The organism is Fodinibius salipaludis, from assembly GCF_002287075.1.
Classification (GTDB): Bacteria; Bacteroidota; Rhodothermia; order Balneolales; family Balneolaceae; genus Fodinibius; species Fodinibius salipaludis.
The window spans coordinates 162008-179017 of sequence record NZ_NSKE01000003.1 but is presented as its reverse complement, the minus strand read 5'-3'; the positions used below and the strand labels follow the sequence as shown (position 1 = coordinate 179017).

The window sequence follows — 17010 nt, the reverse complement described above, 5'->3', positions numbered from 1 at the left end:
CAACGGATCTCTCGTTCTCATCAGCTTTTTTGTAAGGATTTGCTGCGCCACTGCTCTTACTAATAAACCCAAATAAAGAGTACAGAAATATGTCTGATCAAGAGCAATTCGAAGCTAATGACTTTTTAAAGCGCACCGTTAAAGAAATGAATCCTGATGAGCAGCCGCGCGAAAAGCTCACCAACTATGGCAGCGAAAGCCTTTCGGATGCTGAGCTTCTTGCCATTTTACTCCGTACAGGTAGCCAAAAGATGAATGTGATCCAGATGTCGCAAGCCCTGCTCGATCATTTTGACGGACTTCGCTACTTGGCGCGGAAGGGATGGCAAGATTTAAAGGTGATTCCCGGCATGGGAAAGGTGAAATCTCTGACCCTGGAGGCGGTTTTTGAACTATCGCGACGTATTCAGATGGCCAGCCTTGGTGAGCAGGTGCAAATTACTTCGCCCGAGGATGCCGTTGCCTATTTTGGACCGAAACTGCGCGACCTTACCAAAGAAGTATTTATGGTGGCCTTTTTGAACAATGCCAAAATCGTAATGGGATACAAAAAGATCAGCTCCGGTGGTTCTACGGCTACTATCGTTGACCCGGCCGAAGTTATGCGTCAGGCCGTGATGAATGAGGCCAACAGTATTTTATTGCTTCACAATCATCCCAGTGGCAACAACAAAGAATCAAAAGCAGATATCCAACTAACCAAGCGTATCACCAAATCGGGAAAACTCCTGGGTATTCCGGTTGATGACCATATCATTATCGCCGGCGATGGCTACACCAGTTTTCGTGCAAAAGGACTTCTTGATTAAAAATTAAAAATGAGTAAATGAAAAATTTTAAATTATGAGGAAAAACATAATTAAGGAAAAGAGTTATGAGTTCGCATTAGAAATCGTACAACTTTCAAAAGTATTAAATAAATCCCATCAATTTGTGCTTTCAAGACAGATTCTTAAAAGTGGAACCTCAATTGGTGCTAACGTTGAAGAAGGAATCGGTGGACAGAGTAAAAAAGATTTCCGTGCAAAAATGTCTATTGCCTATAAAGAGGCAAGAGAAACACACTATTGGTTACGATTATTGAAGGACAGTGACCTAATTCCAGCCAAACATGGAAATAAGTTAATAGGGGAATGTCATGAATTAAAAAGTATCCTCGGCGCTATATTAGTATCACTCAATAAATCAATTGGCAACTAATCTATTTTTTAATTTACTCATTTTTAATTTTTAAGCTACCTCATCTGTGTTCTATTCGATTTTAGAGGCAAAAAACTCTTATATTTAGCGCTCATTAAAATTTCAGCAAGACATCATTTCATGAAGGATTACCTGCGCTCAATCATCAGAACATCGTTGCAACAGTTTGATCTCAGCAACGATGACATTCCCGAAATTCAGATAGAAAAACCGAACCAGCCCGAGCACGGTGATGCCGCTTCCAATATTGCGATGAATCTGGCCAGCGTACTCAAGATGAATCCGCGTAAGATTGCTGAACAAATTGTTGATGGACTGGATTATGACGAGCGCAAAATACAAGCCGTAGAAATTGCCGGACCGGGATTCATCAACTTCCGTTATGCTGAAAACTATCTCTTTGATGCACTTTCTAATATTTTAAATGAGGGTACCAGCTTTGGCAAATCAAATTCCCTTGGAGGAAAACGTATCCTTGTAGAATTTGTGAGCGCCAACCCCACCGGACCGCTTACCGTGGGACATGGCCGCAACGCTGTTTTGGGTGATACGGTTGCCAACTTGCTTGAATGGACCGGCGCTGAAGTGGATCGTGAATATTACTTTAACAACGCCGGCCGACAGATGCGGAAGCTTGGAGAAAGTGTCCGAACGCGTTATCTGCAATTACTGGACTACGACGTAGAACTGCCAGAGGACGGCTACGAAGGTGAATACATCAAAGATATTGCACAGGAACTTATTGATGAGCATAGCGACGGCCTTGTCGATACCGAGGAAGTAGATCCTTTTAAAGACAAAGCCGAGCAGGTTATTTTTGATGATATTCAAGCGACCCTCAAACGGATGAATATTGAAATGGATTCGTTTTTTAATGAAAAGGAAGTCTATCAGGATGGTTCTATTAATGAAACGGTAGAAACACTCCGTGAAAAAGATTTGGCTTACGACAAAGATGGTGCTACTTGGTTTAGAACAACTAAGTTTGGCAAAGATCAAGATACGGTATTAATCAAAAGCAGTGGTGAACCCACCTATCGTCTGCCCGACATAGCCTACCATGCAAACAAGCTCGATCGCGGTTATGATCAGTGCATTGATGTTTTTGGCGCCGATCACATAGATACCTATCCCGACGTCCTCTCAGGTATTGAAGCGCTTGGCTATGATCGATCTAAGGTAGATGTCATTGTGTATCAATTTGTTACGTTGGTTAAAGACGGAAACCCTTTTAAAATGAGCACGCGCAAGGCAAACTTTGTAACGCTCGATGATTTGATGGACGAAGTGGGTTCAGATGTTACCCGGTTCTTTTTTGAGATGCGCGATCCCAATACCCATCTTGAGTTTGACGTCGGACAAGCCAAGGAGGCCGGCGAAAAGAATCCTGTTTTCTATCTCCAATATGCCCATGCACGTATTCATAGTATCCTGCGAAAAATAGATCAGGAATATACTTTTGATGTGAAGGATCAACCCAAATTAAAACTCCTCACCCATAAATCAGAAACGGCACTTATCAAAAGCCTGCTTCGTTTCCCCGAGATAATTCAAAGTGCAGCCGATAACCGAGAACCGCACCGACTGATTAATTACCTTGAAGACTTAGCTTCGATTTTTACTTCCTTTTATCACGACTGCCGCATCCTGGGGGAGGAAGAGGAGCTTGTTCAAGCGCGTTCGGCATTGGCTAAAGCAACAGCACAGGTCCTTGCCAATGGGTTGGAAATTCTGGGCATTTCTGCTCCGGAAAAGATGTAGGAAAAATAACGTGATCAGTCTGATAACCAACTATCGACTGTAGCCAGTTATTTTATATATCAGAGACCATGTCATCCTGAATTTATTTTAGCATCTGAATAGATCCTGAAACAAGTTCAGGATGCCCCATTTCCTAAAGCCGGAATCAGTTTCATTCTCCTTACTCATAATAATTCACATCTCGTTCCGTAGCTTTGCTGCAGAACGCCTAACACAATTTATAAAAGGCACCGCAGCAGAGCTACGGTGCCAGATATAATAATTGCCAAGTAAAACTTAAGCGGGAAGCAGCTTCGTAAAGCAGACAATGCCTTTGGTAAACTGATCAGAAACAGAAAATCCTGCACGATCAAACATTTGATTGCTTTCCTCTACGGTCCAGAATGTAAGTCCACCAAGTCCGGCTGAATCTTGCATCAACCGAATATACCAAGTAGGCGATTCAACAAGGTGCATCATAAAAAATGTCCCGTCTTTCTTTATGACGCGACGAGCTTCATACAAAACTTTTAAGGGATCGGTAAGCTCGTTAAGTGTACCCCCCATCATCAGGCCATCAAACGTTGCTCCAAAGAAGGGGAGGTAGCGAGCATCAGCTCTAAGCAAATACAAATCTGCTTGCTCGGCCTCCGCCTTCAGGCGTGCCTTAGTGAGCATCTGCTTTGAAAAGTCAAGGGATACCACATCGCATTTGGACTGCTCTTTTTTAACCAATCGTCCATAAAGCGCCGTTGAACAACCCATATCCATATACAGCTTATTGGCTTGGGGATTGAGCCAATTGATCAAAAGTTCTTGCTCTTTTTGGATGGGAAACTCTTCTCCCGTTAGAATAGACAAGGATCGCTTTCGCCAGATATCCTCGTAAACCGCTGCTGTCACTTTCCAGTGATTAGAACTCTGCGCCCAGGTCATCTCTGAAGTTTCATCCCCCAACAAATCAATTACGTTACCGGTAATTTCATATTCGTCCCCTTTATTGGAACAAACAGTTCCATTAAAGCTTTTCTGCAGATCTGCCACTTCGGAGGGAATTGTTATGGAAGCGCGCTCATATTTGGGAGAACGGATTTCGAGAGACATAGTGGTTTATAACCGTTGATATTAAAAAAGACGATACCTGCGTACTCGATCTAACCCAAAGTGATACGCAAATTATTAGACGGGTGTTACGATTCGGACTAACTTTCTTTCTGAAGAATCAACGAAATTTGAGCTCCTTTTTGAACGCTCAGCATTTTCTCCGCATTGCCCTTATTAATTCCAACCTCAAGCATCCCCGAACTGCCAATATATGCTACCGGCTCACCCTCTGCTACCTTGCCAAAGGTAGTTGCAATTTCGTCAAGAATGGTATTTCCCACATAGATACGCACATTTTTATCTCCGATAACATCTTCCAAAAGTTCTTCTGTAATATTGGTAATGAGATTACCGAACTTATCTATATGTATGACCATCCCCTCAAGTCCATCTTTGTCGGCAATGGGTACCGTCCATCGATAGCTAACAAGATCGTCTGCGGGATCTCCAAACTCTTCTAATGCTACCCCTTGGCTTAAGTGAGCCGCGACCGGAGCAAATATATCGCGTCCGTGAAAGGTATTAGATGGATTGTCTCTCCAATACTTCTCGTTTATTAACCGAACAGCTTGGTATTCAACATCGGTGGCAAGCAGCGAAAAAATTCCGTTGTCGGGACCAACAAAATATTGATCCCCCATTTTTAAGGCAATCGGGTCGCGATCAGTCCCTACGCCCGGATCAACCACAACAGTATGCACTGTACCCTCCGGAAAAAGCATAGCAGAATTTTTCAGGATCCAAGATCCGGCCATTATATCCTGAGAGGGAATCTCATGGGAGATGTCAACCAGCCGAACGTCGGGTGCAATATTCAGCATAGCAGCCTTCATGGCACCCACATAGTAATCCTGCAGACCGAAATCTGTGGTAAGGGTAATCACATTACGCATAAGTATTGAGCATCACCGGCATAACAAGCATCAGAATACGCTCGTTTTCTTCTTCGTCTGATGGTTTCACAATTCCGGCCCTGTTGGGAGTAGAAAATTCAAAATAGACTTCTTCATCATCAACATTGCCTAATACATCAGCAAGATATTTGGCATTAAAACCAATCTCCATATCATCATCACTGTATTCGCAGGCAATAGTTTCTTTAGCCTCGCTGCTCATATCAATATCCTCTGCCCGAATAGTCAGTTGATCGGAATTGAGCTGCAGACGGATTTGACGGGTTGTAGAACTCGAGAAAATTGCTACACGCTTAACCGTAGCCAACATCTGTTCTTTATTAATGATCAGCGTCTTTTCATTGTCTTTGGGAATGACCGACTCATAATTGGGGTACTGCTCGTTAATAAGTCGGGTAATTACAATCGTATTGCCGCTTTTAAATCGTGCATGATCTTCGGTAATAGTGAGAGCACACTCCTCATCGTGCAGCGCTTTTTTTACCAAATTCAACGCCTTTTCGGGCACAATAAAGTCCACCTCTTTATCGCTGGTGAGATCTTCTTTGATATATTTTACCAAACGGTGACCGTCGGTAGCCACAAACTTGCTCTCCTCAGTACCGATATCAAAATAAACGCCCATCATGGCAGGACGCAGATCATCATTGGAAACAGCAAAGAGCGTTTTATCAATCGCTGTAGTGATAACTCCCTTGTCGGTTTCAATTGTATGCCCTTCCTCAAGGTTGGGAACCTCAGGAAACTCATCGGGATCTTCGCCTACAAGCTTGTACGTTCCCTTGTCCGTTCGAAATTTAATATTGAATTTTTCATCCACCTGAAAAGAAACGGGAATATCCGGCAACTGTCTCAGGGTTTCTATTAAACGATGAGCAGGAATTGCCACCGCTCCTCCTTCGTCGATATCAGCATCCATCGACTCAAGGATAGAAATTTCAAGATCCGTAGCGGTAAGGCGCAGCTTATCTCCGTCGCTTTCAAATAAAATAGTTTCAAGAATCGGAAGAGTCGCCTTATTCGGTACCGCCCCTGATACAGCGGATAGTGCTTTTACCAGTTCACTGCTTGATACGTTGAATTTCATAGATAAATATTTTTAGGCTAAGCGTTCAACAGACCTCAATTATTAGTCTGAATAATAAGTACCTTATACTAATAAATACTTGCTCTCTTAGCAACCATATAACCCATGCTTTCTACAACTAATTTTAGGATACTTACCCCCTCTGAATTCTACATTTTTGGATCTACACATACTCCAAAAATGGATAGAAATTTCCTTATATTCAGTCTCGTAAAAATTTCAGATAAGTGATTCTCTATTAACGTGCAGATACTTTTATTGGGACCTACTGCCGTAGGTAAAACCGATCTCTCAATAGAGTTGGCCCAAGCTCTCGATGGCGAAATTATCTCTACTGATTCCCGCCAATGTTATGAATATATGAATATTGGCACCGCTACCCCTACCGAAAAAGAGCAATCCGGAATATCCCACTACAATTTATCTATCATTGATCCCGCCACAAAAGACAGTGTCGTCAATTTCTATGAGCGGGCGATGGAGTGGAAAAAAGAGATTCGGTCGAGTGACAAGAACGTATTATATGTTGGGGGAAGCACCCTGCACGTGCAATGTGTAATTCAACCTTTGGATGACGTTCCTGAAGCCAACGAAGACAACATTGCCAAACTCGAAAAGCAAATTGAGAGCAAAGGCATCGAAAAGCTGTACCAAAAATTACAAGAGGTAGACCCCGATTACGCACAAAAAATGGACGGAATGAATACCCAGCGCATTGTTCGTGCCCTCGATGTGTGGATGCAAACCGGACGCCCGTTTAGCTCTTTTCATTCCGATAACAATACAATTTCCGTCCCCGAGAATATGGTGGTTTTCGGATTACATCGCGACCGACAGAAGCTTTACGACCGCATCAACCGCAGGGTAGATCAAATGTTTGAAGAAGGTTTCCTCGATGAAGTACGTACAATTCTTGATATGGGATACACGTTGGAAAGTCCCGGCTTGAATACGGTTGGATATAAAGAAGCAATTGCTTATTTGAATGACGAAATTTCCCGTGAGCAGATGATTAAGGACATGAAAACCCAAACACGTCGCTATGCCAAGCGACAACTTTCATGGTTCCGACGTTGGGATTTTATTAACTGGATTGATCTGGATCAAACAAAACAATCTGAGGCTCGTAATTTTATCCAGTCACAGTTAGCAGCTAAGGCAAATAAAGATTAACTTTACCCTCATTAAAACCGCATAATTTTACACAGCATGTATAAGGCTACCGTAAACATAACACTTCGTAAATCAATTCTTGACCCGCAAGGCAAAGCAGCCCATAATGCGTTAAAAAATCTTGGCTTAAAGGAGGTCGATCAAGTTCGCATTGGTAAACTAATTGAACTCGATATTGACGCTGATAACAAAGAAGAGGCGCACAAAGTCGCCGAAACAGCGTGTTCGAAATTACTTGCCAACGAAGTTATGGAAGATTTTGAAATTGAGATTCATGAAAACTAATTAGCTATAGCTATGAACTATCTGCCTTTTAGCTTATTAGGATCTGAATCGGGCGGCCAAGAACAAGAAGCTCCCGACATTGATGTTGACGTTCTCGAGAAGGAACAGGAAGACGATGAAGAAAAATCTCCGTGGAGAGTCATTCTCTTCGACGATGATATACATACTTTCGACGAAGTTATCGGACAACTTATTAAAGCCCTCGGATGTACTCAAGACCACGCCGAAGAGCTAACTTACAAAGTACATAATGAGGGTAAAGCCGAAGTTTATAAAGGCAGCTTTGAAGATTGCTTCGAAGTCAACGGCGTGCTCAAAGAAATTCAACTTGTCACCGAAATAAAAGGATAAACTGTGTCTGCTACATTTGGCGTAATTGTATTTCCCGGCTCTAACTGTGATCATGATGCGTACCATGCCATGGCTCATGTCATGAACGCTAAAACGAAATTTCTATGGCATAAAGATACCGACCTATCGGATATCGACTTTCTGTTGATTCCCGGTGGATTTTCATACGGTGATTATCTCCGTTCCGGTGCTATTGCCCGCTTTTCTCCCATCATGCAATCAGTTATCGAATTTGCTGAAAAGGGCGGCCCCGTATTAGGTATCTGTAACGGATTTCAGATCCTGCTCGAAGCTGGTCTTCTTCCCGGAGCCATGATGCATAACCAGCAATTGCGCTTCGTCTGTAAGCAAACTCATCTGCGCTGCGAAACATCCGATACGCTCTTCACCCGAAATATTGAAGAAGGAAGAGTGCTGCAGATTCCCGTAGCACACGGTGAAGGGAATTATTTTACAGACGAAGATCAATTGAAAAAACTCCAGGATAACGATCAAATTGTCTTTCGCTATTGTGACTCACAAGGTAAGGTCACTGAAGAAGCTAACTTTAACGGATCTGTCGATAATATCGCCGGAATCTGTAATCCCCAACGTAACATTCTTGGCATGATGCCTCATCCCGAACGTGCTGTTGAAGAACTTATCGGCTCTGATGACGGCAAGCTAATTTTTGAATCAGTTCTTGATGAACTCGCTGTTGCATAAACCAGCAACAACTATTTATGTCAAAACAATCATCCAACAAAACGCTTTACAGTCGCGGTCTTACCAAAAGCTATAAAAAGCGTACCGTTGTTTCGGATGTATCTATTGATGTAACCCAGGGAGAAATTGTAGGACTGCTGGGGCCAAATGGTGCAGGAAAAACCACCACCTTTTATATGTTTGTGGGATTGGTAACACCCGACAGTGGTGAGATTTATCTGGATGACAAAAATCTTACCGGTATGCCGATGTATAAACGAGCTCGTCTTGGAGTGGGCTACCTATCCCAGGAAGCAAGCATATTCCGTAATTTAACCGTACGAGAAAATCTCGAATCAATTCTCCAGTTTTTTGATTTCACCGACAAAGAAATTAATCAACGTGTTGATCAGCTCATTGAAGAGTTTGGCCTGGAACGTGTAGTAGACAGCAAAGGCTACAGCCTTTCGGGGGGCGAACGCCGCCGAACAGAGATTGCCCGGGCCCTTGTTACGGATCCCAAATTCATCCTCTTAGACGAGCCTTTTGCCGGAGTGGATCCCATTGCGGTAGAAGATATTCAAGAAATTGTAGCTGATCTGAAATTCAGGAATATTGGTATTTTTATTACGGATCATAACGTGCACGAAACCCTTGCAATCACTGACCGCGCTTATTTATTGTTTCAGGGCAATATTTTAAAAGAAGGGTCCGCTGATGAATTGGCTGAAGATGAAGAAGCTAAACGTCTATACCTCGGTGATCAATTTAGACTGGACCGCTATGGTCGACAGCAAGAAGAGTAATACAAATGAATTTTTAACCCAAAATAGCACGATATTTAGGATAATGGATGAAATTACTGTACAGTCGTTAAAAGAAAAAATTGATAACCAAAAGGGCTTCCTTCTTTTAGATGTACGTGAACCCTTCGAACAATATCAGTCTAAGATTGATGTTGAAAATTCAGTATTAATTCCTGTTGGCGAACTGGCAGACAGAATTGATGAGCTTGAAGATCACAAAGATAATGAAATCATCTGCCTTTGCCGGAGCGGAGGTCGCAGTGCCCAGGCATGTGAATTACTACAGGAAGAAGGATTCGAAAACGTGAAGAATCTCAAAGGTGGAATTAATAAATGGGCCCGCGAAATTGATGATAGTTTGCCTGTTTACTAAAACAACTGACCCATTTTTTGGGTTAAATATCCCACTGAATAGCCAAAATTATACCAAAAACCGTTCCCATAAATTATGGTATAAATTGCAGTACCTACTATATAACTGCCTATTACTGCACCTAAAAAGGTCACGGTTTTAAATAATCCTCTCTCAAATTTTGTAGCCATATTAACTTTGGTAGATATAAAAGGGGGCTTGTTCCTACAGTCCCATAGTTACAAAATTTGAATCAATATTTCTACCGACTACACCATCGCAGCTATTTGATTAAGTAGCTCTTCGTTACTGTCGGTATTTCCTAATACTTTAAGTAAGCTCTGCATGGATTCTTTCGGCGATTTTTTGAGCAAATAGCGACGTACCATATTCCGTTCTTCCATTGAGTCGCCAATAAACTTATCTTCATTCCGAGTTCCCGAGGCACTTATGTTTATAGCAGGATAGATGCGATCGTTTGCTAACTCACGATCAAGTACAACCTCCATATTACCGGTCCCCTTAAACTCCTCAAAAATAAGATCATCCATTCGGGAATTGGTTTCAATAAGACAGGTTGCTATAATTGTTAACGATCCGCCTCCCTCAATTTTTCGTGCCGAGCCAAATATTTTTTTGGGGATTTCCAATGCGCGTATGTCCAGCCCACCTGAAAGGGTACGCCCACTGCTTTCCTGAATATTATTATAAGCTCGTCCCAGTCGGGTAATAGAATCAATAAGTAACACCGCATCATCACCCATTTCAGCTTTTCGTTTAACATATCCCAGAGCGAGCTCCGTTATTCTTATATGACTGCTGGTTTCTTTATCATTTGAAGAGGCAAATACCTCTGCATCTGTTGATCTGAGAAAATCAGTAACTTCTTCGGGACGTTCATCCACTAACAATATTCCGGTACTGATATCCGGATGATTTTTAGTTAATGATTCAGCTATTTTTTTCAACAACACCGTTTTCCCGGTCCGAGGCGGTGCAACCAATAACCCCCGCTGTCCTTTTCCAACAGGAGCAATCAAATCCATCACTCTCATCTCAATATCTTCGGGATCAACACCCAGCTCAATATGCTCATTAGGCATAATAGGAGTCTGAAGTTCAAAACGGGTAGCTCGTTGCCACTCCATCGGATCACGTCCATTTATTTTCTCAATAGAATAAATATGACGATGTCCTCTTCCATCTTCTTCATATTCACCTTCAATTTCCAGACCAGGCCGGAGGTTATGTTTTTTAACTTCGTCGGGTCTTAGAAAAGGATCGCTGGGTTCATAGCTAAATTCATGATCTTTCTCCCGAGCAAAGCCGTAGTTCTTTTCATTAATTTCGACTACGCCTTTATATCGACCGGCTACTTCCACATTTTTATTATCGTTAAATCGAGGCACAAAAACATTCTTATTTTTATTACCACCGCGATTCTTATTATTCCGTGAACGTCCCATTACATCCAATGATTTAGCTTAATACCTACATATCTGCTGTTATAAAAAATAGAACTACTAACACACAGAAAGGTAGGAGTGCAATTGTGATTTAAGAATTGAGAGGTGAAGAAGCAGTACAGCTTTAAAGCTGTACTGCCAAATCGAGTAGATAAAGATAATAATCTTTATCGTTATTTAAAATTTATCGAACAGTTGTTGTTTCGTTGATCCAGACGTAGCATTCCATCAAGGAGGAGTTAATTTCAAAACTTTCCCCTTCTTCTAATGGTGGTTTCCAGAAAAACTTCTCAGACTTTGAAGGTGTAACCGGCTTATACGACTGATATTTTCGATCTACTTCATTTGACGTATTTGGATCCACCTGCTTCGCTTTATCCAGATAGTCCAATACTAACCAGTAAACAGCTTTATCCTCGGGTGTAAGCTTTCGGTCACCAGTACACTGATTTACTGCTCGAGCGTAAATATCAGCAATCTGAATATAGGGATCGCCCCAACTATTATTATTATTAATAGCCTGACGAGCAAACTTACGAGCACTCTGCAATTGATCTTGGTTTAAATAGGCTTCAGAAATATTTAAAGCTATATCAGCTTTTTCTTTATCCGTTGAGGCCTTATCCATTGCTTCCTTGAAATACTGTATGGCCGAATCATAATTGGCGTTATTCTTAGCAGCCTCAGCCACAGCCATTATATTTTCAAAGTTCGGATTCAATTCATACAATTTCTGGCTTACTTCTCGTGCCTCCGCAGCCATCTCCTGTTCCTGATAAACATCACGCAACTTCGTTAAAGCCTCTTCATCTTCTGGGCTGCTTTCAAGCTCGCTTTCCAAAAATTCAATCTGTTCTTCCGGAGAATCAAAAAGTTCTTCTCTTACATTACTAAACGAATTTAATAATTCTTGGGAGGCATGCGGCTCTGCTTTTTTCATCACAGCCAAGGCCTCATCCTTTTTGCCACCAGAAGAAAACTCATTGAGTATCCTTTGTATATAATATCCTTTAGATCTTTTGGTAAGCTCCTCCGGCTTCAGCTGAAAAGCTTTATAATAATTTTCTGCCGCACGCATTGATGCATTATCAACATTATCGGAATGGGTCTGTAGCAAACGGCCTCTCTTTATATACCAATCATATTTTGCATCCTTATCATCTGAGAATTTCTCAAATGCTCTGTCAAAGATCAAAAGAGCAGTATCAACATAGGCTTCTTTAAGTGAGGGATCTTCTTGCTTCTGTGCCATTTCATTATAAGACGTAACGAGCCGCCCAATATTTCTTTTTAGATCGAAGCGCGAATAGCCTTCAATTGTTTCAGGCATTCCCTGCCACATCCATCGGCCAAATTTTATAGCCTCTTCAAAAGAATCATTTTTATAGTTTTCATAAAAAATGGAATACGCCTGTATTTCACTCATTCCACTTGGTGGCTGCACAGAAGACTGTTCGGACTGTGCCAAGGACCAACTACTGCCTAAGAAGATAAAAGCCGTTATTAGTATTAATTTTTTCATAATGCTGACATTTAACTGTATGGTTCAGATTTAAAACTGTTTCTAAAGCAATTTATTGTTATTGAAGTTTTGGACGGAAAAACATTACTTCAGCTAAATTAAGCGTCAATCGTACTCCCCAAATATTTTCCTTAACCAAATTTGATGTTTGTGCACCTCTTATTCCATACTCAAAACTTAAATCAATGGAAGAGTTTGATCGCGGTGATCGAATTCCAATCCCGAACGCAAATTTAAGTGTATTTATTCGTTGTCCATCAATATCCAAGTGCCCGGTATCATAAGAAGCTCCCGCCCGATACTTAAAACTGGATAAAAATTTATTTGAACCTGTGACATAAGGAAAATACTGTATTCCCAAACCCATTTTATAACGATCTACAAAAAGCTCATCTTCTGAGGGTTTGAAATCATTTTCATATCCTGACCAACCCTCATAAAGTCCTTCAAGACCTACCATTAATAAATTGCTGGGTCTGTAGCTTACTCCACCACTAATTTTCATCGGTAGTTTAATGGGACCTTCCGCATTTTGCAAGTCCTTAGTCAAGTTTACTGCTCCGTTATCTATAACACCTGTTTGTTTCCGCTCTGCATTTAGCTCAACGGGTAGGTCAACCGTTGCTCCAATTCCCAGCTGATCATCTTCTCGCAAAATGTTGGGCAGCCGAATTGATGTTCCCACCCGATGTCCAAAACTGTGTCCGCTGGTTTCAATAGCAAAGTTCGCATCACGAAAAGGAGATTGCGGAAATTGTGCTACATATGAATCATCCATCGAGAGAAAATATAATGAGGTAGCATATCCAACCGATATGTTTGAATTAATCCTCCAACCAAGTCCTAACTCAGCTCTATTTAATCCACCACTACCACGATTTTCAACACTATAATCAAGAGGTTCTCCTCCAACTCCCAGTGTCTTTTGCTCAAAAGTCCGAAATTTTGCCTCTGTTACAGGAATAAAGGAACCCGAAACTCCCAACTCTCCTCGAATAATGGGAAGCTGAAGCTGAAATTGGCCAACCGAAAAATTTGAATTTGTTACACTTCCCGTAGCATCACTGGCAGTATAAGAATCAACGCCAACCTCACCTACCCCAATACCATAAACAGTATTCCCCCAATGAGCGGGGTTTGAAATCGATCCTACGAACGTATCATTAAAAGAAACACCCAGCAATCCCATAGATTGGGCTGCCGAATTACTTGTGGCTAATGGATATCCAATACCTATCTTGGAATAAACAGATCCACTTGCAGCCTTAGCATCACCTGATTGGGCAAATGCTGCAGACGTTCCAAAAACCAGTAGTGTTACTATAAGAGCTAACTTTTTCAACGCTAATTCTTAATATTTTTTAAAGAGGTAATTATAATTTTTGGCTTCAATCCGTCGGGAACCTGGCCATCATCCGTCATTATAAGGGTAGATTTTATCACACCATTATTTGGGAGCGTTACAAAAAACTCCCGATCTTCCGGAAATCCATTTCTTATAATATTTTCGACCAAGCTTGTCACATCAAACCGGAAAGTTTCGCTTTCAGCAGAGTAAACTCCCTGCAATCTGGTTGGACTATTCAACGGTGCACCAGGGTCTATATTCTCGGGCAGCCCTCCCGGGTTAGCTAAATGCAAATATGCTACCTGTTCTTTTGCCCTTTTAGTAGTTGAAGGTTCTCCGCTCAAACTTTGTTCCAAGGCCTCAGCATTTTCACTTAGTACCAATATAGCCCGCGACAATCCGGAAACTTGTACATCCAGTCGATCAATTCCCAACTCTTTAAAGTTTAGTACGCTCTCGTAGGTGCTATGCAAAGGAATTGAACCCTGCGGGAAAGTGCTGCCACTTCCTCTGCTTAAGCTATACCCCCATCTATTTAGCGATACATCAAAGGTATCCGCCTCGGGATGCTGTATAACAAAACGAGTTGAATCTCGATACAATGGCAGAATCTTCGTACTGTTTTGGGCAACTAACGCCAAGCCGTGAGCTTCGTATTTATAGGTCGAATCAACCGAGCCCGTCGTATCATCTTTGGAATCTTCGGCATAGGTACGATATTCATCCACCCACTGTGGAGCGATGTCAGATAGATTAATCATCAGTGAATCCTCTGATCCAACCGAAAATTCACCGAGCTTTTGTCCTAACGTAAGCTCATCATCAACTTTGAGTACACGATCGCGCCAATACTGATTGATTTGATATAGGTCAAATCGCTGGGTACCAACGGTATCTCCAGAAACCTGTCCAAGGTTATACATAATCTGTAACAGCATCTCCCCATCTGCTTTCATCGTATCCGACGAGGCTGGCAAGTTGGGCTTTAAATAGCCCGTAGCGCCCATATTGCCAAATAGCGGATCCTCAAAACTGCCGGCCGAAAAGAAATTCTGCTCACCAGAATAAGATGTGGCATCTACAGAGGTTAGACCATTAATAATCAACGTGTCTTGTACTACTTCTGAAGTTGGGTCTGTGAGGTCACCTCCTACCGAACCCGGGTTTTCGCAGGCGCTAAGCCCCACCAAAACACTTAAAATTAATACTAAATAAAATGACCTTGCTTGTTGAAAAGAGATTTGTATAAAATTTTGCAACGAGATACTGCTCTAAATTTATGATTCTTCCGTTTCTTCTTCGGTTCCGGCAATCTCATCATAGTAGTCGGCAAATTTATCAGAAACATCTTCAGGCGATCCCTGAATTTTTCTTGCCGAAACACCCAACTGCTCAAAAAGATCGTCTAATTCATCTGTTATATGATTGCCGGTTACAACATGATCGCTGTATTTTAAACCGAGGGTGCGTAAGTCAACGTTCTCTCCCTCTATAAGATTGTCCTTATCTACAGAATCAGGCAAACCAACCAAATCTAACAGCTTTTTATTGAATATGCCGTTGTTTTCGGGGTGGTGGATATTGTAAATGACTTCCGTATCCTTAAACAGATCCAAATCGTTATATTTCTCTTTGGCAAGCAATGGGATTAGCCCTGCCGCCCAATCGTGACAATGTATGATATCAGGCTCCCAACCCAATTTTGCTACCGTTTCCAAAACACCTTTGCTATAAAAGACGATTCGCTCGTCATTATCATCATAGTGTTCATCCGTTTCCGGATTCATGAACATAGCTTTACGCTTAAAGTAGGTGTCATTATCCAAGAAGTATACCTGTAGCTTCGCATTAGGTATGCTTGCCACCTTAATACGCATATTTTCTATTTTTTCGCCTACTTCGATCTCAATACCAGACAAACGAATTACCTCATGCAATCGATTTCTGCGATCATTAATGGTTCCATACTTAGGTAACAAAATACGAATCTCATATCCTTTATCCTGTAAGGATGCCGGCAAAAACCGGAGTAAATCAGCCGTATGTGTCATTCTGGCAAAAGGAGATATTTCAGCGGCAGCATATAATACTTTCATAGATAAATACTAATAAATTCGTTGTTTATTTATTGTTTATTCGTCGGACTCTTTTTTCTCCTGATCCGCATAAAGCTGACTCATCTCTTCGTCATCAAGTGAATAGAAATCAAAAAGCGTATCGCCTCGTAGCCCCAGACGCAGGGTTTCGACAGGAATTACTTCTGAAGGCTGTATATTGCCAAGATTTACATTACTTCCAAACTTACGAATAAACCAAACTTGCTGTTCTTTTTGAGGTGCCTCAAAAATCAAATTCTCAACAGGTACTGAGTCTGCGATCTCATCAATAAGTCCAGAGCGTACCTCACCATTGGGACGAAATACGCCCACTGTTCCACTTTCTCGAGCTTCACAGATAACTTTCCACGCACCGGCCTCGAGCTCACGCTCAATCATTTTTACCCATTTATATGGCGGTATGATATCATTCGGGTTTTTACTCCCTATTTCCGACAAAATGGTGAAGTGCTTACTCATCTTCTGAATAATCTCCACCTTTCGTTGATCGGAAAGCCATATTGTACCATTTGACACCTCGGCATGTTCGATATTAAACCGATCTAACAGCTCCATATACGCATCAAGCTGGTCACGGAGTACGTACGCTTCAAAAAGTGTTCCCCCAAAATAAACCGGTATATCCGCATTAGAATATACAGCCAGTTTCTCTTCCAGGTTCTGTGTTACATAACTGGTTCCCCAGCCAAGCTTTACAATGTCAATATATTTGGAACAAGATTTGCAAAAATCTTCAACTTGTCGAACACTTAGACCCTTGTCTAAAACAAGCGTCATTCCTTTTTCTCGAGGTTTCTCAGTACGGTTTGGGAGGTGATTGAGCTTAAAAGACATTGGAAATTATAAATTTGACAAATTAAA

General features: G+C 41.6%; 18 protein-coding genes. 9 read left to right on the top strand and 9 right to left on the bottom strand.

Annotated elements, in window-relative coordinates; translation table 11 throughout:
• Nucleotides 1-89: 89 nt before the first annotated feature.
• The 3 genes from radC (at nucleotide 90) to argS (ending at nucleotide 2961) form a co-directional block, all read left to right on the top strand.
• On the top strand, nucleotides 90-809 hold the full coding sequence (radC, locus tag CK503_RS05055; protein WP_095605711.1) for a RadC family protein: 720 nt from the start codon (nucleotides 90-92) through the stop codon (nucleotides 807-809).
• Nucleotides 810-843: 34 nt separating this feature from the next.
• Nucleotides 844-1200 carry a four helix bundle protein gene (locus CK503_RS05050; protein ID WP_217988340.1) on the top strand — a complete coding sequence of 119 codons (357 nt, stop codon included), beginning with the start codon at nucleotides 844-846 and terminating at the stop codon, nucleotides 1198-1200.
• 120 nt (nucleotides 1201-1320) lie between these two features.
• The gene (argS, locus tag CK503_RS05045) at nucleotides 1321-2961 is read left to right on the top strand and encodes an arginine--tRNA ligase (RefSeq protein ID WP_095605709.1); all 1641 of its coding nucleotides are present in this window, start codon (nucleotides 1321-1323) and stop codon (nucleotides 2959-2961) included.
• Between the two features lie 276 nt (nucleotides 2962-3237).
• Here the strand turns inward: argS and CK503_RS05040 are convergent, their stop codons facing one another.
• The 3 genes from CK503_RS05040 to dnaN form a co-directional block, all read right to left on the bottom strand.
• A complete protein-coding gene (locus tag CK503_RS05040) occupies nucleotides 3238-4044 on the bottom strand; it encodes a class I SAM-dependent methyltransferase (protein WP_095605708.1) in 807 nt (268 codons plus the stop codon).
• Nucleotides 4045-4142: 98 nt separating this feature from the next.
• Nucleotides 4143-4937, bottom strand: a complete 795-nt coding sequence (locus CK503_RS05035) for an SAM hydrolase/SAM-dependent halogenase family protein (protein WP_095605707.1) — start codon at nucleotides 4935-4937, stop codon at nucleotides 4143-4145.
• Nucleotides 4930-6045 carry a DNA polymerase III subunit beta gene (gene dnaN, locus CK503_RS05030; RefSeq protein ID WP_095605706.1) on the bottom strand — a complete coding sequence of 372 codons (1116 nt, stop codon included), beginning with the start codon at nucleotides 6043-6045 and terminating at the stop codon, nucleotides 4930-4932. The genes CK503_RS05035 and dnaN overlap by 8 nt, the downstream gene beginning before the upstream one ends.
• 243 nt (nucleotides 6046-6288) lie before the next feature.
• On the opposite strand from dnaN, the gene miaA reads away from it, so the two are divergent.
• Genes miaA through CK503_RS05000 form a run of 6 tightly spaced genes read left to right on the top strand, consistent with a single transcriptional unit; the run spans nucleotide 6289 to nucleotide 9717 of the window.
• Entirely contained in the window at nucleotides 6289-7218 is a 930-nt protein-coding gene (gene miaA, locus CK503_RS05025; protein ID WP_095605705.1) for a tRNA (adenosine(37)-N6)-dimethylallyltransferase MiaA, read from the top strand.
• 36 nt (nucleotides 7219-7254) lie between these two features.
• Nucleotides 7255-7503 (top strand): phosphoribosylformylglycinamidine synthase subunit PurS, encoded by a 249-nt coding sequence (purS, locus tag CK503_RS05020; protein WP_095605704.1) that lies wholly within the window; start codon nucleotides 7255-7257, stop codon nucleotides 7501-7503.
• Between the two features lie 12 nt (nucleotides 7504-7515).
• Complete coding sequence (locus tag CK503_RS05015; RefSeq protein ID WP_095605703.1) at nucleotides 7516-7854, top strand: ATP-dependent Clp protease adaptor ClpS; 339 nt, start codon at nucleotides 7516-7518, stop codon at nucleotides 7852-7854.
• A 3-nt stretch (nucleotides 7855-7857) separates the two neighbouring features.
• On the top strand, nucleotides 7858-8559 hold the full coding sequence (purQ, locus tag CK503_RS05010; RefSeq protein ID WP_095605702.1) for a phosphoribosylformylglycinamidine synthase subunit PurQ: 702 nt from the start codon (nucleotides 7858-7860) through the stop codon (nucleotides 8557-8559).
• A 17-nt stretch (nucleotides 8560-8576) separates the two neighbouring features.
• Nucleotides 8577-9344, top strand: a complete 768-nt coding sequence (lptB, locus tag CK503_RS05005) for an LPS export ABC transporter ATP-binding protein (protein ID WP_095605701.1) — start codon at nucleotides 8577-8579, stop codon at nucleotides 9342-9344.
• The gene (locus CK503_RS05000; protein ID WP_255233334.1) at nucleotides 9271-9717 is read left to right on the top strand and encodes a rhodanese-like domain-containing protein; all 447 of its coding nucleotides are present in this window, start codon (nucleotides 9271-9273) and stop codon (nucleotides 9715-9717) included. Before lptB ends, CK503_RS05000 begins: the two co-directional genes overlap by 74 nt.
• Before the next feature lie 248 nt (nucleotides 9718-9965).
• On the opposite strand, the gene rho is transcribed toward CK503_RS05000, so the two are convergent.
• The 6 genes from rho to CK503_RS04970 form a co-directional block, all read right to left on the bottom strand.
• Complete coding sequence (rho, locus tag CK503_RS04995; RefSeq protein WP_095605871.1) at nucleotides 9966-11162, bottom strand: transcription termination factor Rho; 1197 nt, start codon at nucleotides 11160-11162, stop codon at nucleotides 9966-9968.
• 184 nt (nucleotides 11163-11346) lie between these two features.
• Nucleotides 11347-12684, bottom strand: coding sequence for a tetratricopeptide repeat protein (locus CK503_RS04990; RefSeq protein ID WP_141239887.1), 1338 nt, complete (start codon nucleotides 12682-12684; stop codon nucleotides 11347-11349).
• A gap of 58 nt (nucleotides 12685-12742) precedes the next feature.
• A complete protein-coding gene (gene bamG, locus CK503_RS04985) occupies nucleotides 12743-14026 on the bottom strand; it encodes a BamG family beta-barrel-assembly machinery protein (protein WP_095605698.1) in 1284 nt (427 codons plus the stop codon).
• A gap of 2 nt (nucleotides 14027-14028) precedes the next feature.
• Complete coding sequence (locus tag CK503_RS04980) at nucleotides 14029-15219, bottom strand: hypothetical protein (protein ID WP_141239886.1); 1191 nt, start codon at nucleotides 15217-15219, stop codon at nucleotides 14029-14031.
• A 90-nt stretch (nucleotides 15220-15309) separates the two neighbouring features.
• Entirely contained in the window at nucleotides 15310-16128 is an 819-nt protein-coding gene (locus CK503_RS04975) for a glycogen/starch synthase (RefSeq protein ID WP_095605696.1), read from the bottom strand.
• Nucleotides 16129-16164: 36 nt separating this feature from the next.
• Nucleotides 16165-16983, bottom strand: a complete 819-nt coding sequence (locus tag CK503_RS04970; protein WP_095605695.1) for a phosphosulfolactate synthase — start codon at nucleotides 16981-16983, stop codon at nucleotides 16165-16167.
• Between the last annotated feature and the right edge of the window lie 27 nt (nucleotides 16984-17010).

Excerpts from the sequence above, each read along its gene's own strand:
- radC (WP_095605711.1), top strand. The coding sequence starts at position 90 with ATGTCTGATCAAGAGCAATTCGAAGCTAATGACTTTTTAAAGCGCACC.
- CK503_RS05050 (WP_217988340.1), top strand. The coding sequence starts at position 844 with ATGAGGAAAAACATAATTAAGGAAAAGAGTTATGAGTTCGCATTAGAA.
- argS (WP_095605709.1), top strand. The coding sequence starts at position 1,321 with ATGAAGGATTACCTGCGCTCAATCATCAGAACATCGTTGCAACAGTTT.
- CK503_RS05040 (WP_095605708.1), bottom strand. The coding sequence starts at position 4,044 with ATGTCTCTCGAAATCCGTTCTCCCAAATATGAGCGCGCTTCCATAACA.
- CK503_RS05035 (WP_095605707.1), bottom strand. The coding sequence starts at position 4,937 with ATGCGTAATGTGATTACCCTTACCACAGATTTCGGTCTGCAGGATTAC.
- dnaN (WP_095605706.1), bottom strand. The coding sequence starts at position 6,045 with ATGAAATTCAACGTATCAAGCAGTGAACTGGTAAAAGCACTATCCGCT.
- purS (WP_095605704.1), top strand. The coding sequence starts at position 7,255 with ATGTATAAGGCTACCGTAAACATAACACTTCGTAAATCAATTCTTGAC.
- CK503_RS05015 (WP_095605703.1), top strand. The coding sequence starts at position 7,516 with ATGAACTATCTGCCTTTTAGCTTATTAGGATCTGAATCGGGCGGCCAA.
- lptB (WP_095605701.1), top strand. The coding sequence starts at position 8,577 with ATGTCAAAACAATCATCCAACAAAACGCTTTACAGTCGCGGTCTTACC.
- CK503_RS05000 (WP_255233334.1), top strand. The coding sequence starts at position 9,271 with ATGAAGAAGCTAAACGTCTATACCTCGGTGATCAATTTAGACTGGACC.
- rho (WP_095605871.1), bottom strand. The coding sequence starts at position 11,162 with ATGGGACGTTCACGGAATAATAAGAATCGCGGTGGTAATAAAAATAAG.
- CK503_RS04990 (WP_141239887.1), bottom strand. The coding sequence starts at position 12,684 with ATGAAAAAATTAATACTAATAACGGCTTTTATCTTCTTAGGCAGTAGT.
- CK503_RS04975 (WP_095605696.1), bottom strand. The coding sequence starts at position 16,128 with ATGAAAGTATTATATGCTGCCGCTGAAATATCTCCTTTTGCCAGAATG.
- CK503_RS04970 (WP_095605695.1), bottom strand. The coding sequence starts at position 16,983 with ATGTCTTTTAAGCTCAATCACCTCCCAAACCGTACTGAGAAACCTCGA.